We start from the raw sequence: 19,614 nt of genomic DNA, 5'->3' as shown, positions 1-19,614 counted from the left end.
ATGGGTAGAAGAAGCTTCCGTTTTTTAATTTTTAATTATGGATATCATTCTAGGGTAGTAGAGGATTGTGTAATCTTTTGAGGCTATGGTATGATAGGGACAGAACGTTTTAATGCATTACCGCGTCTAAGCTTTGAGTTAAAACAAAAGAGACGGGAAGTTCCCGTCTCTTTTGTTAAGTAGGTTTTCTATTGCTCCTGTGACCATTGCAGCATGCCGCCGGTCATGTTAGTACAGCCTTCATAACCTAGCTGCTGTAGATATTCGCAGGCTCGTTCACTGCGATAACCGCTCCGGCAAATAAATATAATTTCACCGGTGCGTTCAATTTCTTCAAGACGACCCGGAAGTTGTCCGAGCGGAATGTGCTTGGCACCTTCAATCATGCCTTCCGCTACTTCTTCCGCTTCGCGGACGTCGATTAATTGCAATTGCTCTCCTGCTTGCAGACGTGCGCGCAACTCAGAAGGTTCAATCAGGGCGATTTGCGTCATGGCCGGACCTCTTTTCTGATAAATAATGGGTGCTACGTATGTTTTTGACGTGTGCAAAATGTCACACACACTCTATGTATGATAGCTAAGCTATCTCTAGGCTGTCAATCGGCTTAATCCTAAAGGCAGGTATAGATTAATTAGCCGACGGGATTCACTCGGGCGACCTAGATTAATATTTCTTATTTTTTGGGTGGAGAAATGAATGCTACAACTTGTATAATTAACGTAAAATAGGATGGTTTGAACCGAAAAGGAGCATGTACATTATGGATGTTATCGTTAGACCTACCCCTTCCTTGCAAGGAGAGATTGGGGCCCTGTCCTCCAAAAACTACACTACTCGTTATCTGCTCACTGCGGCACTTGCTGAGGAACAAAGTACCATTTATTATCCAGCCCATAGTGAAGACAGTGATGCTATGCGTCGTTGTATCGCCGATCTGGGCGCAGTACTGGAAGAGGATGATGAAAAAATAGTTATTACAGGTTTTGGTAGCCATCCTCAAGCTGTGAAGGAATTGAATGTGGGAAACGCAGGAGCGGTGCTCCGTTTTTTGATGGGTATTGCATCTCTATGTCCGGATGTTACATTTGTTAATACATATCCCGACTCATTGGGTAAGAGACCACATGATGATCTAATCGATGCACTGGGGCAACTGGGTGTGAAAGTAGATCATCGTGAAGGTAAGTTGCCAATTCGTATTCAGGGTGGTCAGGCGAAAGGCGGTAAAATTCAGGTGTCCGGCTCGGTTAGCTCACAATATTTGAGCGCCTTGCTATTCCTTACGCCTTTACTAGAGGAAGACAGTGAAATCGAAGTGCTGCATGATTTGAAATCCAAGGTGGTCATTGGGCAGACCCTGGAGGTATTGCAAGAGGCTGGTATTATCATTCATGCAAGCGATGATTACATGTCTTTCCGTGTCCCGGGGCGGCAATCCTATCAGCCACGTACGTATACTGTACAGGGAGACTATCCAGGGAGTGCAGCGGTGCTAGCGGCTGCTGCAGTAACGAATTCTGATGTTACCATTCATCGTCTTAAAGAGCAGAGCAAACAGGGAGAACGCGCTATCGTAGATGTGCTGCGTATGATGGAAGTGCCACTGACACATGAGAACGATACCGTTGTCGTGAAGGGCAATGGCCGATTGAAAGCTGTCGAGTTTGACGGTGATGCTGCAACAGACGCTGTGCTTGCTATGGTGGCTGCGGCTGTATTTGCTGAAGGCACGTCCCGCTTTTATAACGTGGAGAATTTACGGTATAAGGAATGCGACCGCATTACCGATTATTTGAATGAGCTGACCAAGGCTGGAGCTCGGGTAGAAGAACGCCAAGCGGAAATTATCGTACATGGCAGACCGGAGGGTGTCGAAGGTGGCGTGGAAATTAACGCGCATTTTGATCACCGTGTTATTATGGCCTTGACGATTGTAGGTTTGCGTTCACAGAAGCCGTTAGTGATCAAGGATGCACATCATGTCGCCAAATCGTATCCGCAGTATTTTGATCATCTAACGACGCTTGGTGCTTCTGTAGAATGGGTAAAATAAAAGCAAACGAAGATGCGAATAGGAGGGAACAGGATGGCTTTTGAAAATCCGTCGAGAGAAGAGATTAAAACCATTTTGGAACAAGTAGGCAATATTGCGGTTGTTGGTTTGTCTGATAAATCAGATCGAACCTCTTATATGGTTTCTTATGCCATGCAGAAGCGGGGATACCGGATTATTCCGGTTAACCCTGCGGCGGCAGGGCAAACGATTCTTGGGGAGACTTGTTATGCCAGTCTTGCTGAAGTACCTGAGCCTGTGGAGCTGGTCAATGTATTCCGCCGCAGTGAATACTGTGCAGAGGTTGCGCGTGAAGCAGCAGCTATTGGAGCTAAGATTTTGTGGCTTCAACAGGGGATTATAAGCCAGGAAGCCGCTGACATTGCGCAGGAGCATGGAATGACGGTTATTATGGATCGTTGCATTAAGGTGGAGGACTCAGTGACCCAGGCTGTACGTAAAGGATAAACAAGGATCAGTGACCCGTGCTATACGCACATGAAAACCTTCTTCCCTTGCTTCACAGGGTTGAAGGTTTTTGGTGCGAAATGAGGAATATGGTAAAGTATATTATACTTTTAGCAATCCATATAATGTATGTATGCCTGATGATGAAAATGGTCTAGACGGATTCATAGTGTTATCTGTTGTGGTGATAAAGTTTTTTGACCTGTAGAAGCGTAAATAAATATTTTGGCAGATGGAATCATTGCTTTGACAAAAGTATTTATTCGGCTTACCATCAGGGATAGAAAGGAGAGGAATGCCATGAATTGGCTCGGATCCTTACAACAGCTCGGTCGTGCTGTCATGCTCCCGACGATGGTGCTACCAGCCGCTGCAATATTGCTAAGTCTCGGCAGCCTTCCTTGGTCCACATGGGGATTCCCTATAGTGTCTGATATGGCAAATGCGGCGGGACATGGGATTTTTTATTTTTTGCCATATTTATTTGCGGTTGGTGTTGCACTGGGGATGTCGAATCAGGCAGGTCAGGCGGGACTGGCAGCATTAGCTGGTATGGCTATATATGATCAGGTCACATTGAGATTTGGAAACGGACTCATTCAACCGGCGACGCTCATTGGTATCATTTTGGGGGTCATTTCAGGGGTGGCTTATAATCGCTTCAAAAGCATCAAATTGCCCGAGGTGCTTCAGTTTTTTGGGGGTACCCGATTTGTTCTGCTGCTTATTGGCCTCTTCTCGGCTGTGTTTGCAGGACTCATGCTAATTATTGCCCCACTCATACAGAGAGGGCTGCAATTTATAGTAGGTCTGGAATCGAGCTTGGGCGGCTTTGGACTGTTTATCTACGGTATTCTATACCGGTTGCTGGCGGCCTTTGGTCTGCACCATCTGCTTAATAATATTTTTTGGTTCCAACTGGGTACATATAAAACGCCGTCTGGCAACGTTGTGCAGGGAGATTTACCCCGGTTTTTTGCTGGCGATCCGACAGCGGGCTATTTCATGTCCGGGTTGTTCCCCATTATGATGTTTGCGATCCCTGCCATTGCGCTGGCGATCATTCAGGAAGCACGTGAAGATTTGAAGCCAAAGGTGCAAAAAACATTTTTGACGGCTGCGCTTGTCTGCTTTTTTACCGGAGTGTCGGAACAGATCGAGTTCGCCTTTTTGTTTGCAGCACCTTATTTGTTCCTCGTTCATGCGGTTATGTCTGGGCTGGCCATGTGGCTTACCTTTGAGCTGGATATTCATCACGGATTTTCCTATTCGGCGGGTTTTATAGATTATGTCCTTAATTTTCATCTCTCACATAACGCCTGGTTGTTAATTCCAGTGGGAGTGGCGTATGGGCTTGTGTATTATGTACTGTTTCGATGGGCTATCCGGCGGTTCCGTATTCCAACTCCTGGGCGCGAGGAAGGTTCGGTTCTGGAGGATTGGGCCGGCAATATTCCTTATAGTGCTCCGCTTATTTTGGAAGCACTTGGCGGGAAGGAAAATATTGTGCAGGTGGAGGCCTGCATCACACGTTTGCGGCTGACCGTCCACAATGACAGACTGATCGATACCGGAGCGATGAAGGCTTTGGGATCGGCCGGGCTTATCAATCTGGGTGGAGGTAATTTGCAGGTTGTATTCGGAACGTATTCAGAACTGATTCGTGAGGAAATCGCGAAGCTGATGGAGCGTGATCTCCCTCAAATTTTGTTCAACGCTCCTGTACATGGAAAAATGCTCCCGATTCATGAAGTGCCTGACAAAATTTTTGCGACGAAGCTGGTCGGGGACGGTGTTGCTTTTGTTCCTGAACGTGGTGAACTTGTGTCTCCAGTGTATGGTACTGTGATGCACTTGTATCCGACTATGCACGCTTTAGGCATCTCCACACGAGAGGGACTTGAGGTTCTGCTCCACATAGGGATTGATACTTCACAGCTAAAAGGAAATTTTACTGCTATGGTAGAAGCAGGCGATACGGTGGAACCGGGGCAATTGCTGATCAAATTTGATTTGCAGGCGCTGCGCGAGCAAGCTCCATCGCTGGTGACTCCTATGGTCATCACGAATCCGGATCGCGTCAAGTCGTGGAGCTTTGCTCCGTTTAAAACAGTGAAAAAAGGTCAGGCCTCGGTAATGTCCGTTGTGCTGCATGACAGGAATGTTGGAGGGGTAGAAACATGATAGAAGGCATCGGCGCCGCAGCAGGTGTGGCAATCGGGAAGGCATTTGTCCTGCCGAGCTGGGAGTGGGATTTACCTGATCAAAAAATGGATGCGGTAGATCTTGCAAAGGAATTTGAACGGTTGTATGAAGGGATACGCACATCCAAAAGTGAGATCCAGTTTATTAAGGATGAGTTTCGAGAGATGGTGGGGCCGGAGGAATCCAGCATTTTTGATGCTCATCTTGCGATATTGGAAGATCCAGAATTCATGAATGAAATTCGCGGAATTATTGAGCGTCAGTATAAGGCGGCCGAGGTGGCCGTGAAGGAAGCCATTGATCATTTTGTAACAATGTTTGATTTACTGGATGATGAATATATGAAGGAGCGGGCAATTGATATCAAAGATGTGGGAAACCGGCTGCTCAAGCATTTGCTGGGTGCACCGGAAGTGACTCTTCCCAAGGATACACAGCCCTATATTCTGGTAGCCAAGGAGCTCTCACCCTCCCAATCGGCACACTTGAATCCTAGCTATGTTTTAGGGATTGTAACTATGAATGGTGGTAAAACATCACATTCTGCGATCATGGCCCGCGCACTTGGTATTCCACTCGTTTCAGGACTGGAGAGCAATCTGAATTTGCCCGTTCAAACGGGAGATATGATGGTTGTGGACGGAGACCTGGGCAAAGTTTATGTGAATCCGGAAAAAACGGTAACTGATCATTATAAAATTTTGCGTGACGAGCAGCGACGCAGAAAAGAGCAGCTTCAGGTACTTGCTTCTGTAGATGCCGTGACCAAGGATGGAACCACCCTGAGGCTGGCGGCCAATATTAGTTCGATTAAAGAGCTGGAGGCAGCTTTGAAGCATGGCGCTCAAGGTGTGGGACTGTTCCGCACGGAGTTTTTATACATGGATCGCAAATCTGCTCCAGATGAAGAGGAGCAGTATGAAGTATATCGGCTGATAGCGGAAAAGGCAGGAAACCACTCTGTAGTCATCCGTACATTGGATATCGGTGGAGATAAGCCGTTGGACTATCTTCAACTACCAGAGGAAGAAAATCCTTTTCTAGGTTACCGTGCTATACGGATCAGTCTGGATTGGAAGGAATTGTTTAAAACCCAGTTGACTGCAATTTTAAGAGCCAGTGCAACGGGAAATATCAAGGTAATGTATCCGATGATCTCATCCGTGGAGGAGGTCCGCCAGGCAGATGCTCTTTTGAAGGAGGCTATGGCGGATTTGGATGCAAGAGGGCTTGCCTATAATCCGAACATTCAGCGAGGAATTATGATTGAGGTACCGGCTGCAGCGATGATCGCTGATCTATTGGCAGCTGAAACAGATTTTTTTAGTATCGGAACGAATGATCTGGTTCAGTATGTGCTGGCTGTAGACCGTATGAATGAGCAGATTGCACATATGTACCATCCATACCATCCAGCTGTACTTCGAATGCTGCGCATGACTGCACAAGCGGCACATCAAGCAGGAATTGATGTGAGTGTATGTGGTGAGATGGCTGGAGATGAACGTTCCGTTCCTCTTTGGCTGGAACTGGGGATACATCAACTCAGCATGTCTCCCCAATCTTTGTTGCGGGTCAAGCATCGTGTGCTGAATACGACTGCATCTGAGGCAACGACAGTCGCTCAGGTTTGCTTTGGCATGTCCACTGGTGCAGCGATCGAAGACAAGCTGACTGCAGCTAATGTCAGCTGCACTCCGGCCGGGCCTGGACGGCAGTAATATATAATGTCCGCAAAGCTTTGCACAGCCAACACCCCGTACTGTTGAGCTTGTCGTAGCAAACCTTAAGGCGTAGCACGGCTTGGACGAAAAAGAACCTTCAAAACCACTTATTCATGGTTTTGAAGGTTCTTTTTTTCATCTTGTTGACAGCCTCTTGAGATTACGGAAAATTAACTTAATCTCTTATTTCCGGGTGTTATCTGCTAACAAATCGCAGAACGCTTTTCCGTAAGGTGGAAGATCAGGCGGCCGACGAGCAGATACAATATGTCCGTCCGTCACAACTGCCTCATCCTTCCAAATAGCTCCTGCATTCTCCATATCATCACGAATACCTGGTGTGGAGGTTACCGTAACACCATCCAAAATTTTAGCAGAGATCAGTACCCAGCCTGCATGGCAGATTTGTCCAATCGGCTTATGAGCAGCATGAAACTCCTGTACGAGTTGAATTACCTTGGGATAGCGGCGCAGTTTATCAGGTGCCCAACCGCCAGGGACGAGAATCCCGTCATAATCACTGCTATTCAGTTCCTCAAAGGCATATTCCGCTTCAGCAGGTACGCCATATTTTCCAATATATTTTTTCCCCTTTTCCGCACCGGCTAAATGCACTTCTGCGCCTTCTTCACGAACACGGTAAATCGGATACCACAGCTCCAGATCCTCGAATTCCTCATCCACCAGGGCGATAACCTTTTTTCCGGCAAGTCTTGACATCCAACCATCCTTTCGTGCGTCACATGATGACACCTCTGTTTTGTAATCTGTACTTTTACATCTTAAGAAAAAGAACGCTCGAAGTCCATTCCTTCGCAGATTCTTATGTTAGTAGTCTGCTCTTTGACAGCAATTGTCGTCATTTTCTGACCCGCCAAAGCTTTGGTAATTTGTTCATAGCTGCAATCTGTGGAAGGATTTGAGGTCCCAAAGTCGAAATAAAACAAGGTATGATAGATTTAATGGAGTTAACAATTATTTATTAGACTAGTAGATAGATATATTTGGATTCTTATGAGATCCTCGTATAGTTTGATCCTACGTAATGAGGTGGTTAAATGCAGAAGCAATGTCAATGTGGCAAACCGATGGGACTGGAACTGCGAAAGGTAATCTATGCGGGCAAGGTTGAAATTTTGCACGTCCCTGTATTCTCATGCTCGTCATGCTTTTCCAGTGAGGTTTTGCAGCATGTGACGAAGGACATTAAGGCACTATTACAAAGTCTAGGGAGCAAACCTACGGCACGGAGAATATCTTTTGCTCGCAACAATGAACTGGCAGAAATAATTCGCAAGCTTGTATTGGAGGAAGCGGACAATCCCAATGTGGATTGGCAATCTGCTTTGGAGGAGCGCATGGAGCTTCGAATTAATCTCTTACTGGATCTTTATCGCTATGCGAGAAGTCTGGGAGACGAAGATTGGATGAATGATGTAGAGAAAAAATTGGTTCAATTATCCGGTTTTACCAGTGAATCGGTATTTACGAATACAAAAAACTAAAAAATATGAAAATTTTCATGGTCACCATTGGATTTTACATGTTCTTTTTGTTACGATGTGAATAGGCCATACGACAAGACACAGAAAGGAATGTATATCCAATGGCGACGATGACAAAAATGACTACTGTTCAACAATTAAATACGGCTCTGGAAGCGTCATCAGACAAGCCGTTGCTTCTCTTTAAACATAGCACACGTTGTCCGATAAGTGCAGGCGCATATCAGGAAGTGGAGTCCTATTTGCATGGCGCTCCCAACGAAAATATTGAATACGGTATCATTTATGTAGTAGAAGATCGGCCGGTGTCCAATGAAACCGCGGACAGGCTTCAGGTGAAGCATGAATCCCCGCAGGCCATTTTAATCAAGGGCGGAGAGGCTGTTTGGCATACATCCCATTCGAATATTACAGCCCGTGCACTCCACGATCATCTCACATAGATAGAATGTGTGCTGTCGTTGCATAAAGTAGTATTTTGTCGTATCATGGTTCTAATTAGTTGATCTAGGATTCGGTTGAAAATTTATTGGCAATGGAGAGAAGGAATGTGACGGTAACGATCTATGATGTAGCTCGCGAAGCTGGTGTCTCAATGGCCACAGTGTCCCGCGTAGTTAACAATAATCCTAATGTGAAACCTCAGACCCGCAAGAAGGTGTACGAAGCGATTGAACAATTGGGATATCGCCCAAATGCGGTCGCTAGAGGTCTGGCCAGCAAGAAGACAACGACCGTCGGCGTGGTTATACCGGATATATCGAACTCAATTTTTGCAGAAATTGCGCGCGGTATTGAGGATATAGCGAATATGTATCACTATAATATTATTTTGTGTAATGCCGACAAGCGAAAAGAAAAAGAGATTCGTGTCATCAACACATTGCTTGAAAAGCAAGTGGATGGTCTTCTGTTCATGGGTGGTACAGTAACGGACGAGCATATTCAGGCGTTCCATACAGCTGCGGTCCCTATTGTTCTATGTGCAACGAGTGATGAAAAAGGAAGCTATCCTTCGGTCGATATCGACCATGAAGCCGCTGCTTTTGATGCAGTAAACACGTTGATCCGCCATGGACACCGTCAAATCGCAATGATCAGTGGTACGCTTCAAGACCCTGCAAACGGCTATGCACGTTTCCAAGGTTACAAGAGAGCACTGGAAACAGCCGGAATTGATTATCAGGAGGATCTCGTGCGAATCGGGAACTACCGTTATGAATCCGGTGTCGAAGCAATGAAATATTTTCTCGGCCTGAAGAAGAAGCCAAGTGCGATTTTTGCTGCTACGGATGAAATGGCAATTGGTGCGATCCACAGTATTCAGGATGAGGGATTGAAAGTTCCTGATGATTTCTCGGTAATCAGTGTTGACAATATTCGTATGGCCTCTATGGTTCGTCCTCAGCTGACAACTGTTGCGCAACCGATGTACGATTTGGGTGCGGTAGCGATGCGTTTGCTGACCAAGCTGATGAAAAAGGAAAACGTGGAGAACCCTCGCGTTATTTTGCCGCATGAAACTATTTTGCGGTTGTCAGTTAATTATTTAGACTAGACGCAGTGCTGAATAGGATATACCTTCGATGAAAGCTCCTTTGATGGAGCTTTTTTCGCGGATATAAAGCTTCTTATGGACATCATCATCAAACCAAGAATAGAGGGATGCGTAATGAGCCGACTTTATGGATTAATGGGTGCTATGGATGAAGAAATTGAATTGCTGCTGGCAGCGATGACGGAAGCGAGCAAGACGGTCAAGGCTGGAATCACGTACACTACAGGAATCATTCACGGGCAAAGAGTCGTTGTCTGCAAATCCGGTGTAGGCAAGGTTAATGCTGCGGTAACAACACAAATCCTGATTGATCATTTTGGTGTAGAACAGATTATATTTACGGGAGTGGCAGGGGCAGTTCATCCCGATTTAAACATTGGGGATATTGTCATCTCATCAACATGTATGCAGCATGATATGGATGTAACGCCTTTGGGTTATGCCAGAGGGGTCATTCCTTATCAGGACACCTCAGAGTTTGTGGCTGATCCCGAGCTTGCAAGTCTAGCTGAGCAAGCCTGCAAATCGTTTGGCGATCGGTATATTGTCGGCAAGGTACTTTCTGGCGATCAATTTGTTGCAAATCGTGAGTTAGTGACTGCATTGCATCAGGAAATGGACGGTGCTTGTACCGAAATGGAGGGTGCAGCTGTGGCTCAGACAGCTCATATGAACGCTGTGCCTTATGTTGTCCTACGATCTATGTCAGATAAGGCTGATGGATCGGCTCACGTTAATTATGCTGAATTTACGGTAGAAGCTTCACATCGTTCGCATCGTATTGTGGAGTTCATGCTCAAGCATTTGGGATAAGGGTATAATTTTTTAATACATGAATCTTCGGACAAACCGGATATGGTCAAACTGCTCCTGTGATGCGAGGGGCACATCCTTTCCCATTCGTACCATCAGACAGTTAGCAGGATGTGAGCATATTTCAGGATCATCCGTGGCGTACCAGACCATATCTACAGTTTTCATCAGACGTTCCATCATGCGGCGGTATTCCCATACGGAGAGACCGCTGCCTTTTAAATCCCAATGCCAATAGTATTCGGTGGTAAAAATAATATAGGATTCAAGTTGTCTGTCCTCAAAGGCAATCCGAATCATTCGGCTACCCAGGCCCAGACCACGATAGTCATCGGCTACCTCAACAGCTCCAAGTTCCAGTAAATCCTTCATGCCAGCTTCCGACCAGCGCTCCATCTCATCTGGGTAATGAAAAGTAACATATCCCAGAAGGGTTTCCCCGTTGTGGGCAATGATAATTCTGCCTTCTGGCAGTTCTGAAATATCCACCAACGCGTCGAACTGTTCCTTTGGTTTGCGAAAGGCATCTAATTGCTTGTGCATTTGAAATGAACGCAGTTGATCCGCGGATACGGGGCCTTCTACATAGATTGTTTGTCCGTTATGATCCAGCGTGTCCAAGTGGTACAGTTTTAAATGCTGCATGTGTACGCCCTCCTTGTTCGCCATGAGCTCGTTCCTCATATCCCCTACTTATAGCAAAAAAACAATTAAATGAAAAGGATGGTCGTCACATCCTGACCTATGATATACTGTTTTAGACATAAAATGTTCACAATTAAGTGCTTAAATCAACCAGTACACCAAAGGACTTCATCTGCTTTATTGATTTTGTAAGCGTTATCTTGTTCTGTGTGATTCTCATTAATCCATTGTGAGGAGGCTTAACGCATGAAGATTGAAGAACTCCAGACTGTAGTTCCCACATCCAACATGGGCCCGTATGAACAAGCTTACAACAACTTTCAGTGGGAGGATGCAGAGCGTCATTTTACGTGGTATGAAACAGGCAAGGTCAATATGGCACATGAAGCCATTGATCGACATGTACAGGAAGGACGAGGTGAGAAAGCGGCACTATTGTATTGTGACGCAAACCGTCACGAAACCTACACCTTCTCTCAGCTTCGTGCTAGTTCTAACAGGTTCGGAAATGTGCTGCGGAAATACGGTATTGGTAAAGGGGAGCGGGTGTTTATTTTCATGCCACGTTCACCCGAGCTGGTTATTAGTTTACTTGGTGTTCTAAAGGTTGGAGCTGTTGTCGGTCCATTATTTGAGGCGTTTATGGAAACTGCGGTTAAGGATCGATTGGAGGATAGTGGGGCGGTGGCATTAGTGACCACACCTGCGCTTCTGTCACGGGTAAAACGTGAGGAGCTTCCTGAGCTGCGACATATTTTTGTGGTTGGTGATATGGATGCACGCGAGCAGGGAATTATCGATTTCGAGACAGAAATGCTTATGTCCTCAGAGGAACTTGAGCCAGAATGGTTGAATCGTGAAGATGGATTAATTATTCACTATACATCAGGCTCAACAGGCAAGCCCAAAGGCGTGTATCATGTGCAAAATGCGATGATTCAGCATTACTATACTGGCAAAATGGTGCTGGATTTGCGGGAAGATGATGTGTATTGGTGTACTGCTGATCCTGGCTGGGTCACGGGAACATCATACGGTATTTTTGCTCCATGGCTAAATGGAGCGACGAATGTCATTCGTGGGGGGCGTTTCAGCCCGGAAGACTGGTACCGCACGATTGAGCGTCACGAAGTGACCATATGGTATAGTGCTCCTACAGCGTTTCGGATGCTGATGAGCGCAGGGGAGCAGGTTGTTTCCAAATATGATCTTAGCAGTCTGCGGCATGTATTATCCGTTGGGGAACCGTTGAATCCAGAAGTGGTGCGATGGGGATGGCAAGTGTATACACAGCGCATTCATGATACTTGGTGGATGACGGAAACAGGAGCACAGTTGATCTGTAATTACCCTGAGCTGCCAATTAAGCCGGGTTCGATGGGAAAGCCACTCCCAGGTATTCAGGCTGTTATTTTGGACGACAGAGGGCAGGTGTTGCCTCCTGACCGGATGGGCCACTTGGCGATCCGTACACCATGGCCATCCATGATGAATCGTATATGGAACAATCCGAACAAGTTTCAGGAATATTTCCGCTTTCCCGGTTGGTATGTATCGGGTGATTCAGCTTACATGGATGAGGACGGATATTTCTGGTTTCAGGGTAGGATTGATGATGTCATTAACTCCTCCGGGGAGCGAATTGGCCCTTTTGAGGTGGAGAGCAAGCTTCTGGAGCATCCTGCAGTAGCGGAAGCCGGAGTCATTGGAAAACCAGATACCGTGCGGGGAGAGATTATCAAGGCTTTTGTTGCACTGCGTGAAGGCTATGCACCGTCTGAAGCTTTACAGCAGGACATCTATCGCTTCGTTAAGGAAGGGCTGTCTGCTCATGCTGCTCCACGCGAAATTGAGTTTAAGGAAAAGCTACCCAAAACCCGTTCCGGTAAAATTATGAGACGCGTGTTGAAAGCCTGGGAGCTTAACCTTCCTACAGGTGACTTATCTACCATAGAGGATTGAAGTGCTGTGCATATTAGAATTAAAAAAGGGAGTCTCCAAAGCCTTAATGGCTAAGGGGACTCCCTTTTTGATAGGGTGAATCTCATATTCACCCTATCACTTTCTGCTTTGTCTTCTGTTATGGACGGACGGCTCCGGAAGGAGCCGATTCCCCCATGGCATTCATGGAAGTGACACGAAACCAGCCTTTTGGCTTTTTCCCCGACTTATATTCAAAGCTGGGAGATGCGGTAGAGCCTATGTTTGTAAAAGGCTCCGCACCGCTTTCGCTGTAATACACGTTATAGCCTGTAATAGCGTCCGCAGACTTACCTGCGCTCCATTGGAGCGCTACGGATGAGCCAGCGGCTTTAGCTTGAGGCTGTCCAGGGGCAGTAGGAACCTCTGTAGGCTGTGCACCTGTTCCATCTCCCTCGCCCGGAACGTCTGGAGACTCAGAATCTGCAGGTGGCACCACAGGTGCTGCGCTTGCTTTCGTGCTTGGCCCAGACTCATGGCCGCCTACATCAACGGCGGTCACGTAGTAGCTGGAGCTGCTGCCCCCAGGGCTGTCAGAGAACACCTTGGAGCCGTCAGCCATAACAACCTTGCCAAGCCGTTGGAAGCTGCCCCCATCTGTAGAACGATACAGACGGTATCCTACGACGTCGCTGTTTCCGCTTGGGCTAAAGCTGATTATGGCTTTGCCGTCACTATAGCTTACGTTGACGCTAGATGGAGCGTTAGGGGCTGCTCCATCGTCCTTGCGTGGATCAATCTGAGTAGGAGCTTCCTTATCTGCATCCTGAGGCAGATAGTAGGACAACGAATTATGTCGTCTCATCACCTTGAAGGCTTGCTGAAGCTCTTTAATCAATTCTGAGATGGGCTTTTCCCGTTTTCTAACGGTCCGTTCATATAACATATCATCCGGTGTACCATCGCGTGGAATATAATTCACACCTTGGTAGGTAATATATTTCGCACGGCTCACACCATTTTCACTGTTTTTAGGTGGATACTTACTGTTATAAATGTCCGAACCATACGCGGATGCTGTGCGGCTTACAATGCCGTCAGGTCTCTTGAAGCTGTCCGTTTGGAACAGCTGGGCATCTTTAGCTGTTACTTCATTCATGATTAGAGCCCATAAGCGACGAGCCCGCTCTTTTTGGACTTTCGTTTCAAGCTTATTGACAGGTTGCTTGTAACCAACCCATACACCCAGCGTGACGTCAGGCGTAAAGCCCTCGAACCAAACATCAGTGTAGGATTGCGTAGTGCCTGTCTTGCCGGCAATCGGAATCTTGCCGGATTGATCAAAGTTCCGCTTCACCAGTCTGCCTGTGCCTTCCGACACGGCTGTACGCAACATATCCGTCATCAGGTAGGCGGTTTGCGGTGAGAAGGCCTGCACAGGATTAGCCTGATGCTTATATACAATATTGCCTTGCGAATCCACAATCTTTTCGATCATATAGGCGTCATTAAACACACCGCCATTTGGAATGGCTCCATATGCATTCGTGAGTTCCTCGACAGTCACCCCATGGGCCAAGCCGCCAAGTACACCCGTTTGAGCGTTGTTATCACTGGATTCCAAGGTGGTGATACCCAGTTTTTTAGCAAAAGCCCAAGCGTTGCTAATCCCTACTTTTTCGTTAAACAGCTTGAGTGCTATCGTATTTAGCGATTGATTCAGTGCATAACGCGCCGTAACCAATCCTTGATAGCGGTTGTTAGCATTTTTCGGAATGTGATATCCATTACTGCCATCTTTCAAAATAATAGGGGCATCATCCACGATACTACCAGGCTGCACAAGACCGCTGTCCAATGCAGGGAGATAGGCAGCAATCGGTTTCATTGCCGAACCTGGCTGACGTACCATCTGCGTGGCATAATTCATCTGCTCCTTTTGGAAGTCCCGACCTTCCATCATTCCAAGAATGGCGCCTGTTTTATGCTGAATCAGAATAGCCGCTGCTTGTTCGTCACCCTTGGTTTTACTAGTGGCAGAGAAGTTGTTTTTATTTTCTGCAATTTGACGCATAGATTTGTAGACGCTCTTATCAATGGTGGTGTACACCATATAACCGCCTGTGCGAAGCTGCTGTTCAGCTTCTTTGAGTAAATCGTTATCGTCCTTGGTCTTGGCATCTGCACTGGCATTAGCTGCTTGACCCGGATTGGTGACAGACATGAGTGCCTGCGCAGCCTGTCGTTCTGTTTCCATCATAAGGTATGGATAGGTGTTATAAGCTTTAACAGTGCGTGGTGCGAGAGATTTTTTGATATCAAAAGCCATCGCTTCATCATACTGTGCTTTATTGATTTTGTTCTCCTCCAGCATTCGACTGAGCACCAGGTGCTGGCGGTTGATGGCTCTTTTAAAGCCAGCTTCATTAAACTCGCCCTTACCGTTGTAAGCAGAATAAGAAGAAGGAAGCTGTGGCAAACCTGCCAGATAGGCGGCCTGGGCTACATTAATCTCGTTCAGATCATTCTCATTAAAAATACCTTTGGCCGCTGCTTTAATGCCAAAGACGTTGTAACCGCTTGAACCGTTACCAAAAGGTACTTTATTGAGATAGGCCGTAATAATTTGCTGCTTGCTCAGGAAGCGCTCAAGGCGCAGAGACAGCAAAATTTCTTTGACCTTGCGGTCATCCGTGCGATCGAGATTTAGAAAGACACGACGCGCAAGCTGCTGGGTGAGGGTACTCCCCCCGGTTTGTACGGATTCATGCAGCGCCTTTTGCTTCACAGCACGCAGCGTTCCCGACAAATCGACACCTTTATGCTCATAAAAATGATTATCTTCAATGGCAATGACTGCGTCAATGACGAGTTGTGGAATCTCCTTAAACGTGACAGGTCTTCGATCTTCTTCTGTCCGAAGTTGTCCGATGGGAGAGCCATCATTGAAATAAGCGAAGCCTGTAATTGCATTCTTATCTACTTCCTGTAGGATCATGGATCTGGAACGCACGGGTTCGCTTTTTACAATAGAAGCAACATAGCCAGCGGCGGCCCCCCCTGCAAATAGTGCCCCCATAAAACCGATGATGATGACCCACTTTATGACACGGCCGAGCCTTCGCATGGTTGTCCTCAAGCGGGAAGGCTTTGGCGCTGATACATTGTTTTTTTCTTCAACCATTAAGTCTTCCTCCTTTATAACAGCCATTATTATAGCATAAAATTACAAAATGAACCCATATGCTAAAAAGCCTGTCTTTTGGTGTCGTTGACTACATAAAAGCAGTGTGTTATAAATAGGTCAAAGTAAATATCGTGAAAAGCAGAGAAAGACTTCAGTAGAAGGCGGATTCACGTTGTACAGAGAGCCGATGGGTGGTGTGAATCGGTAGCGTCCCTCCTTTGAATTACCGTCTGGAGCTGTCTGGATGAATGGAAAGCATTTGCAGGTTTGCGAAGCTACCATAGTAATCCAGTACCGGGTGTAGGCCCGTTATATGAATGAAGTGAAAGAAATGTATGTCTTTGACATGCGTTTCTTTAATTAGGGTGGTAACGCGAGTAGCTCCTTCTCGTCCCTTGGGATGAAAGGGGCTTTTTGGTTTGTCTAATATGTAATATTTTGGATGAAAAATAGGAGGTATACAGGATGAAGTGGGAAGAATTGAAGCCGGAGCAACAGGTAGAGGTCGAGCGACAGCTAGAGGTGATACAGCGGGGTGTGGCGGAAATTGTACCGGAGGATGAGCTGAAGCGTAAGGTAATCAAATCGGTCGTTAGCGGCGAGCCGCTTAAAATTAAGCTGGGTCTTGATCCATCTGCGCCCGACATTCACATCGGACATACGGTTGTTATGCACAAACTGCGCCAGTTCCAGGAATTAGGCCATCAAGTGCAACTGATTATCGGAGATTTTACAGGCAGAATTGGTGATCCGACAGGTAAATCGGAGACTCGTAAGCAACTGACTGAGGAAGATGTACAGCGTAATGCACAAACGTACAAGGAACAAATTTTTAAAATTCTCGATCCTGAAAAAACAAAGGTATTCTACAATTCCGAATGGTTAGGGCCAATGTCTTTTGCTGATGTAGTAACCCTGTCGGCCAAAGTAACGGTTGCCCGTATGTTGGAACGAGATGATTTTACAAAAAGGTACCAAAACGGATTGCCGATCAGCATCCATGAGTTCTTTTACCCGCTGATGCAGGGCATGGATTCCGTGGCTCTCCAAAGCGATATTGAATTGGGGGGGACGGATCAGAAGTTTAATCTGCTGATGGGCAGAACCCTGCAAAAAGAATACGGAGTTGAGCCGCAGGCTACTATTACATTACCATTGCTTGAAGGGCTGGATGGCGTCCAGAAGATGAGCAAAAGTTTGGGGAACTACATTGGTGTTGATGAGGAGCCGAACGAAATATACGGGAAATCCATGTCCGTTCCTGACGAGCTGATGCTGAAATATTTTGAGCTTGCAACGGATATCAACAACGAGGAGCTGGCAGAGCTGGCGAAAGGTGTTAAGGACGGCTCAGTACATCCACGTGATGCCAAAATGAAGCTGGCTGGAACGTTAGTGCGCATGTACCACGGCGAAGAAGCAGAGGAAGCAGCGAAGCAGCATTTTGTGACCGTATTCCAGCAACGTGCGCTGCCTGACGATATTGAAGAGTTCACCTTGACGGCTGATCAGTTAGAAGAAGGTGGCATTCGTGTGATCCAGTTGCTGACTCATCTGGGCTTTGCAGCATCAAATGGTGAAGCCAAGCGCAGTATTCAGCAGGGTTCGGTCAAAATTAACGAAGAGAAATGGACCGATGTGAACGAAGCATACACGCCGAAGGAAGGCGACATTGTGCAGGTAGGTAAACGGAAATTTGCTAAAATCAAGCTTGGATAATGAAAATATATTCAAAAGCAGCACTGAGATTGTATCGATCTCAGCGTTGCTTTTTTTTCTGACAAGTGAAAAGTCATGGTAAACTTAGCACAAATAATCAAACATGTAGGTAAAGAGTTATACATAATGAAAACGTGGGTTGCACAATTTGGGTGTAGGATAGATAACCAAAACAATTACAAGTGCGGGGAAGGATTATATGGACTATTTTAAACGAATTCAGTGTGCGATTGAGTTTATTGAATTGAATCTCCGGGAGGATTTAAAAATTGCCGAGATTGCTTCACAGGCATGTTTTTCAGCTTTTCATTTCCAACGGGTTTTTCAGGCCATTTCGGGTTTTACGGTTCAACAATATATAAGAAGGAGAAGATTGTCCGAGGCGGCTGAACAGCTAAAACAATCCAATCAAAAAGTGTTGGACATTGCTATTGAGTATCAATACAACTCACAAGAAGCTTTTACCCGCGCTTTTGAAAAGAATTTTGGGATCACCCCTGGCAAGTATCGTAACGGTGATATCGAGTTTCCTGCGCAAAGTAAAATCAATTTTCTGGATTACCAAAAAAATACGATGGGGGATTTGGATGTGAATAAGCCGGTGATATTGCAGCTCGAAACAGTTAAAATTGTAGGATATGAATATAAAACAAATCTGAATAATGAGCAGCACTATAAAGAAATCCCAGGGTTTTATGGGCACTTTGGAGCAAATGAATATTTTATGTTTATCCCGAACAAAATTGCACCGGGAATGTCATATGGGGTTGCCTGTCGATTTGAAGACAACGGTGCATTTTCATTTGTGGTGGGCGAGGCAGTTGAAAAAGAGTCAAAAGAACTGGCAGAGGGTTTCATATATATGGAGATTCCAGCAGGGAAGTATGCTGAGTTTGACGCTTCGGGTTCAGATGGACGGGTTCAGAATATACGAGACTTTATCTATGGCACATGGCTTCCTAATTCTAATTTTGAACGGAGGGAGGGGCCTGATTTTGAAATTACGGACGTGATGAATTCCTCCTATCCAGATCACTTGAGTATGAAGGTATACATCCCCATTGAATAAAACCCTCAGGCTCGATGCATAGGAAATATAAAAAAAGCACCCGAATAAATTCGGGTGCTTTTTGGTGCTAATACAAGGATTAGCGGTTGTAGAATTCGACGATTTGTTTTTCATCGATATCTTGGGACAATTCGCCACGCTCAGGCAAACGAATGAATTTACCTTCCAGAGCTGCGTCATTGTACTCCAGGTAAGCTGCCAAGTGGTTGCGGTTTTCCAAAGCTTCTTTAATGGAAGACAGGGAACGACTTCTTTCACGAAGACCGATCACGTCGCCAAGACTTACTTGGTAAGAAGCGATGTCAACTTTTTTACCGTTCACAGTAACGTGACCGTGAGCTACCAATTGACGTGCGCCTGCACGGGAATTAGCAAAGCCAAGACGGAACACAAGGTTGTCCAGGCGGCTTTCCAGCAAGAACATAAAGTTTTCACCAGCGATACCGTGCATGTGTTGAGCTTTGTTGAACAGGGTACGGAATTGTTTTTCACCCAAGCCGTACATGTGACGCAGCTTTTGTTTCTCTTGAAGCTGCATACCGTAGTTGCTGATTTTTCTCCGTTGGTTTGCACCATGTTGTCCCGGAGGGAAAGGGCGTTTCAATTCTTTACCTGTGCCGCTCAGGGAAATACCGAGACGACGGCTCAATTTAAATTTAGGACCAGTGTAACGTGCCATTATAGAGTTAACTCCTTCATAATTAAAATTTGAGTTGGGGCTCTCTTTGCGCTCCAATTTGTTCGG

Annotated in this window: 16 protein-coding genes and 1 other annotated feature; of the genes, 11 read left to right on the top strand and 5 right to left on the bottom strand. The window is 46.1% G+C overall.

All coding sequences use genetic code 11. The annotated features are described in order from the left end of the window. Positions 1-188: 188 nt before the first annotated feature. Entirely contained in the window at positions 189-494 is a 306-nt protein-coding gene (locus NSS66_RS09580; protein WP_010345522.1) for a rhodanese-like domain-containing protein, read from the bottom strand. Between the two features lie 269 nt (positions 495-763). On the opposite strand from NSS66_RS09580, the gene aroA reads away from it, so the two are divergent. The 4 genes from aroA to ptsP all read left to right on the top strand — a co-directional run bounded on the left by aroA (position 764) and on the right by ptsP (position 6,450). Beyond that, positions 764-2,056: a 3-phosphoshikimate 1-carboxyvinyltransferase gene (gene aroA / locus NSS66_RS09575; protein WP_340958828.1), complete on the top strand. Its 1,293-nt coding sequence runs from the start codon at positions 764-766 to the stop codon at positions 2,054-2,056. Between the two features lie 33 nt (positions 2,057-2,089). Next, positions 2,090-2,524: a CoA-binding protein gene (locus NSS66_RS09570; protein WP_013310932.1), complete on the top strand. Its 435-nt coding sequence runs from the start codon at positions 2,090-2,092 to the stop codon at positions 2,522-2,524. Between the two features lie 300 nt (positions 2,525-2,824). After that, a complete protein-coding gene (locus tag NSS66_RS09565; protein ID WP_340958827.1) occupies positions 2,825-4,708 on the top strand; it encodes a glucose PTS transporter subunit IIA in 1,884 nt (627 codons plus the stop codon). After that, positions 4,705-6,450 (top strand): phosphoenolpyruvate--protein phosphotransferase, encoded by a 1,746-nt coding sequence (gene ptsP / locus NSS66_RS09560; RefSeq protein WP_023989336.1) that lies wholly within the window; start codon positions 4,705-4,707, stop codon positions 6,448-6,450. The genes NSS66_RS09565 and ptsP overlap by 4 nt, the downstream gene beginning before the upstream one ends. A gap of 186 nt (positions 6,451-6,636) precedes the next feature. Here the strand turns inward: ptsP and NSS66_RS09555 are convergent, their stop codons facing one another. Next, positions 6,637-7,173, bottom strand: coding sequence for a type 1 glutamine amidotransferase domain-containing protein (locus NSS66_RS09555; RefSeq protein WP_023989335.1), 537 nt, complete (start codon positions 7,171-7,173; stop codon positions 6,637-6,639). Between the two features lie 338 nt (positions 7,174-7,511). On the opposite strand from NSS66_RS09555, the gene NSS66_RS09550 reads away from it, so the two are divergent. From NSS66_RS09550 to NSS66_RS09535, 4 genes are all read left to right on the top strand, one after another. Next, positions 7,512-7,958 carry a hypothetical protein gene (locus NSS66_RS09550; protein WP_023989334.1) on the top strand — a complete coding sequence of 149 codons (447 nt, stop codon included), beginning with the start codon at positions 7,512-7,514 and terminating at the stop codon, positions 7,956-7,958. A gap of 101 nt (positions 7,959-8,059) precedes the next feature. Continuing rightward, positions 8,060-8,401 (top strand): bacillithiol system redox-active protein YtxJ, encoded by a 342-nt coding sequence (ytxJ, locus tag NSS66_RS09545; protein ID WP_013310927.1) that lies wholly within the window; start codon positions 8,060-8,062, stop codon positions 8,399-8,401. A gap of 107 nt (positions 8,402-8,508) precedes the next feature. Further along, a complete protein-coding gene (ccpA, locus tag NSS66_RS09540) occupies positions 8,509-9,516 on the top strand; it encodes a catabolite control protein A (RefSeq protein WP_023989333.1) in 1,008 nt (335 codons plus the stop codon). A 114-nt stretch (positions 9,517-9,630) separates the two neighbouring features. Continuing rightward, complete coding sequence (locus NSS66_RS09535; RefSeq protein ID WP_068941485.1) at positions 9,631-10,329, top strand: 5'-methylthioadenosine/adenosylhomocysteine nucleosidase; 699 nt, start codon at positions 9,631-9,633, stop codon at positions 10,327-10,329. 12 nt (positions 10,330-10,341) lie between these two features. Here the strand turns inward: NSS66_RS09535 and NSS66_RS09530 are convergent, their stop codons facing one another. Then, a complete protein-coding gene (locus NSS66_RS09530) occupies positions 10,342-10,974 on the bottom strand; it encodes a GNAT family N-acetyltransferase (protein WP_023989332.1) in 633 nt (210 codons plus the stop codon). A gap of 246 nt (positions 10,975-11,220) precedes the next feature. Here NSS66_RS09530 and acsA point away from each other — a divergent pair, with 246 nt between their 5' ends. Further along, positions 11,221-12,936: an acetate--CoA ligase gene (gene acsA, locus NSS66_RS09525; RefSeq protein WP_340958825.1), complete on the top strand. Its 1,716-nt coding sequence runs from the start codon at positions 11,221-11,223 to the stop codon at positions 12,934-12,936. A gap of 118 nt (positions 12,937-13,054) precedes the next feature. On the opposite strand, the gene NSS66_RS09520 is transcribed toward acsA, so the two are convergent. Next, a complete protein-coding gene (locus tag NSS66_RS09520) occupies positions 13,055-16,078 on the bottom strand; it encodes a penicillin-binding protein 1A (protein WP_069080013.1) in 3,024 nt (1,007 codons plus the stop codon). 135 nt (positions 16,079-16,213) lie between these two features. Next, positions 16,214-16,480, top strand: a binding site (T-box leader). A gap of 66 nt (positions 16,481-16,546) precedes the next feature. On the opposite strand from NSS66_RS09520, the gene tyrS reads away from it, so the two are divergent. Beyond that, the gene (gene tyrS / locus NSS66_RS09515) at positions 16,547-17,800 is read left to right on the top strand and encodes a tyrosine--tRNA ligase (protein ID WP_013310921.1); all 1,254 of its coding nucleotides are present in this window, start codon (positions 16,547-16,549) and stop codon (positions 17,798-17,800) included. Positions 17,801-17,999: 199 nt separating this feature from the next. After that, the gene (locus tag NSS66_RS09510; protein ID WP_068941495.1) at positions 18,000-18,869 is read left to right on the top strand and encodes an AraC family transcriptional regulator; all 870 of its coding nucleotides are present in this window, start codon (positions 18,000-18,002) and stop codon (positions 18,867-18,869) included. A 79-nt stretch (positions 18,870-18,948) separates the two neighbouring features. Here the strand turns inward: NSS66_RS09510 and rpsD are convergent, their stop codons facing one another. Beyond that, entirely contained in the window at positions 18,949-19,548 is a 600-nt protein-coding gene (gene rpsD, locus NSS66_RS09505) for a 30S ribosomal protein S4 (protein WP_025723468.1), read from the bottom strand. Positions 19,549-19,614 lie beyond the last annotated feature (66 nt).

The sequence above is a fragment of the Paenibacillus sp. FSL R10-2748 genome (genome assembly GCF_038005565.1).
Taxonomy (GTDB): Bacteria; Bacillota; Bacilli; order Paenibacillales; family Paenibacillaceae; genus Paenibacillus; species Paenibacillus polymyxa_B.
This window is presented reverse-complemented; position numbering and strand designations above follow the sequence as displayed.

Excerpts from the sequence above, each read along its gene's own strand:
- NSS66_RS09580 (WP_010345522.1), bottom strand. The coding sequence starts at position 494 with ATGACGCAAATCGCCCTGATTGAACCTTCTGAGTTGCGCGCACGTCTG.
- aroA (WP_340958828.1), top strand. The coding sequence starts at position 764 with ATGGATGTTATCGTTAGACCTACCCCTTCCTTGCAAGGAGAGATTGGG.
- NSS66_RS09570 (WP_013310932.1), top strand. The coding sequence starts at position 2,090 with ATGGCTTTTGAAAATCCGTCGAGAGAAGAGATTAAAACCATTTTGGAA.
- NSS66_RS09565 (WP_340958827.1), top strand. The coding sequence starts at position 2,825 with ATGAATTGGCTCGGATCCTTACAACAGCTCGGTCGTGCTGTCATGCTC.
- ptsP (WP_023989336.1), top strand. The coding sequence starts at position 4,705 with ATGATAGAAGGCATCGGCGCCGCAGCAGGTGTGGCAATCGGGAAGGCA.
- NSS66_RS09555 (WP_023989335.1), bottom strand. The coding sequence starts at position 7,173 with ATGTCAAGACTTGCCGGAAAAAAGGTTATCGCCCTGGTGGATGAGGAA.
- NSS66_RS09550 (WP_023989334.1), top strand. The coding sequence starts at position 7,512 with ATGCAGAAGCAATGTCAATGTGGCAAACCGATGGGACTGGAACTGCGA.
- ytxJ (WP_013310927.1), top strand. The coding sequence starts at position 8,060 with ATGGCGACGATGACAAAAATGACTACTGTTCAACAATTAAATACGGCT.
- NSS66_RS09535 (WP_068941485.1), top strand. The coding sequence starts at position 9,631 with ATGAGCCGACTTTATGGATTAATGGGTGCTATGGATGAAGAAATTGAA.
- NSS66_RS09530 (WP_023989332.1), bottom strand. The coding sequence starts at position 10,974 with ATGCAGCATTTAAAACTGTACCACTTGGACACGCTGGATCATAACGGA.
- acsA (WP_340958825.1), top strand. The coding sequence starts at position 11,221 with ATGAAGATTGAAGAACTCCAGACTGTAGTTCCCACATCCAACATGGGC.
- NSS66_RS09520 (WP_069080013.1), bottom strand. The coding sequence starts at position 16,078 with ATGGTTGAAGAAAAAAACAATGTATCAGCGCCAAAGCCTTCCCGCTTG.
- tyrS (WP_013310921.1), top strand. The coding sequence starts at position 16,547 with ATGAAGTGGGAAGAATTGAAGCCGGAGCAACAGGTAGAGGTCGAGCGA.
- NSS66_RS09510 (WP_068941495.1), top strand. The coding sequence starts at position 18,000 with ATGGACTATTTTAAACGAATTCAGTGTGCGATTGAGTTTATTGAATTG.
- rpsD (WP_025723468.1), bottom strand. The coding sequence starts at position 19,548 with ATGGCACGTTACACTGGTCCTAAATTTAAATTGAGCCGTCGTCTCGGT.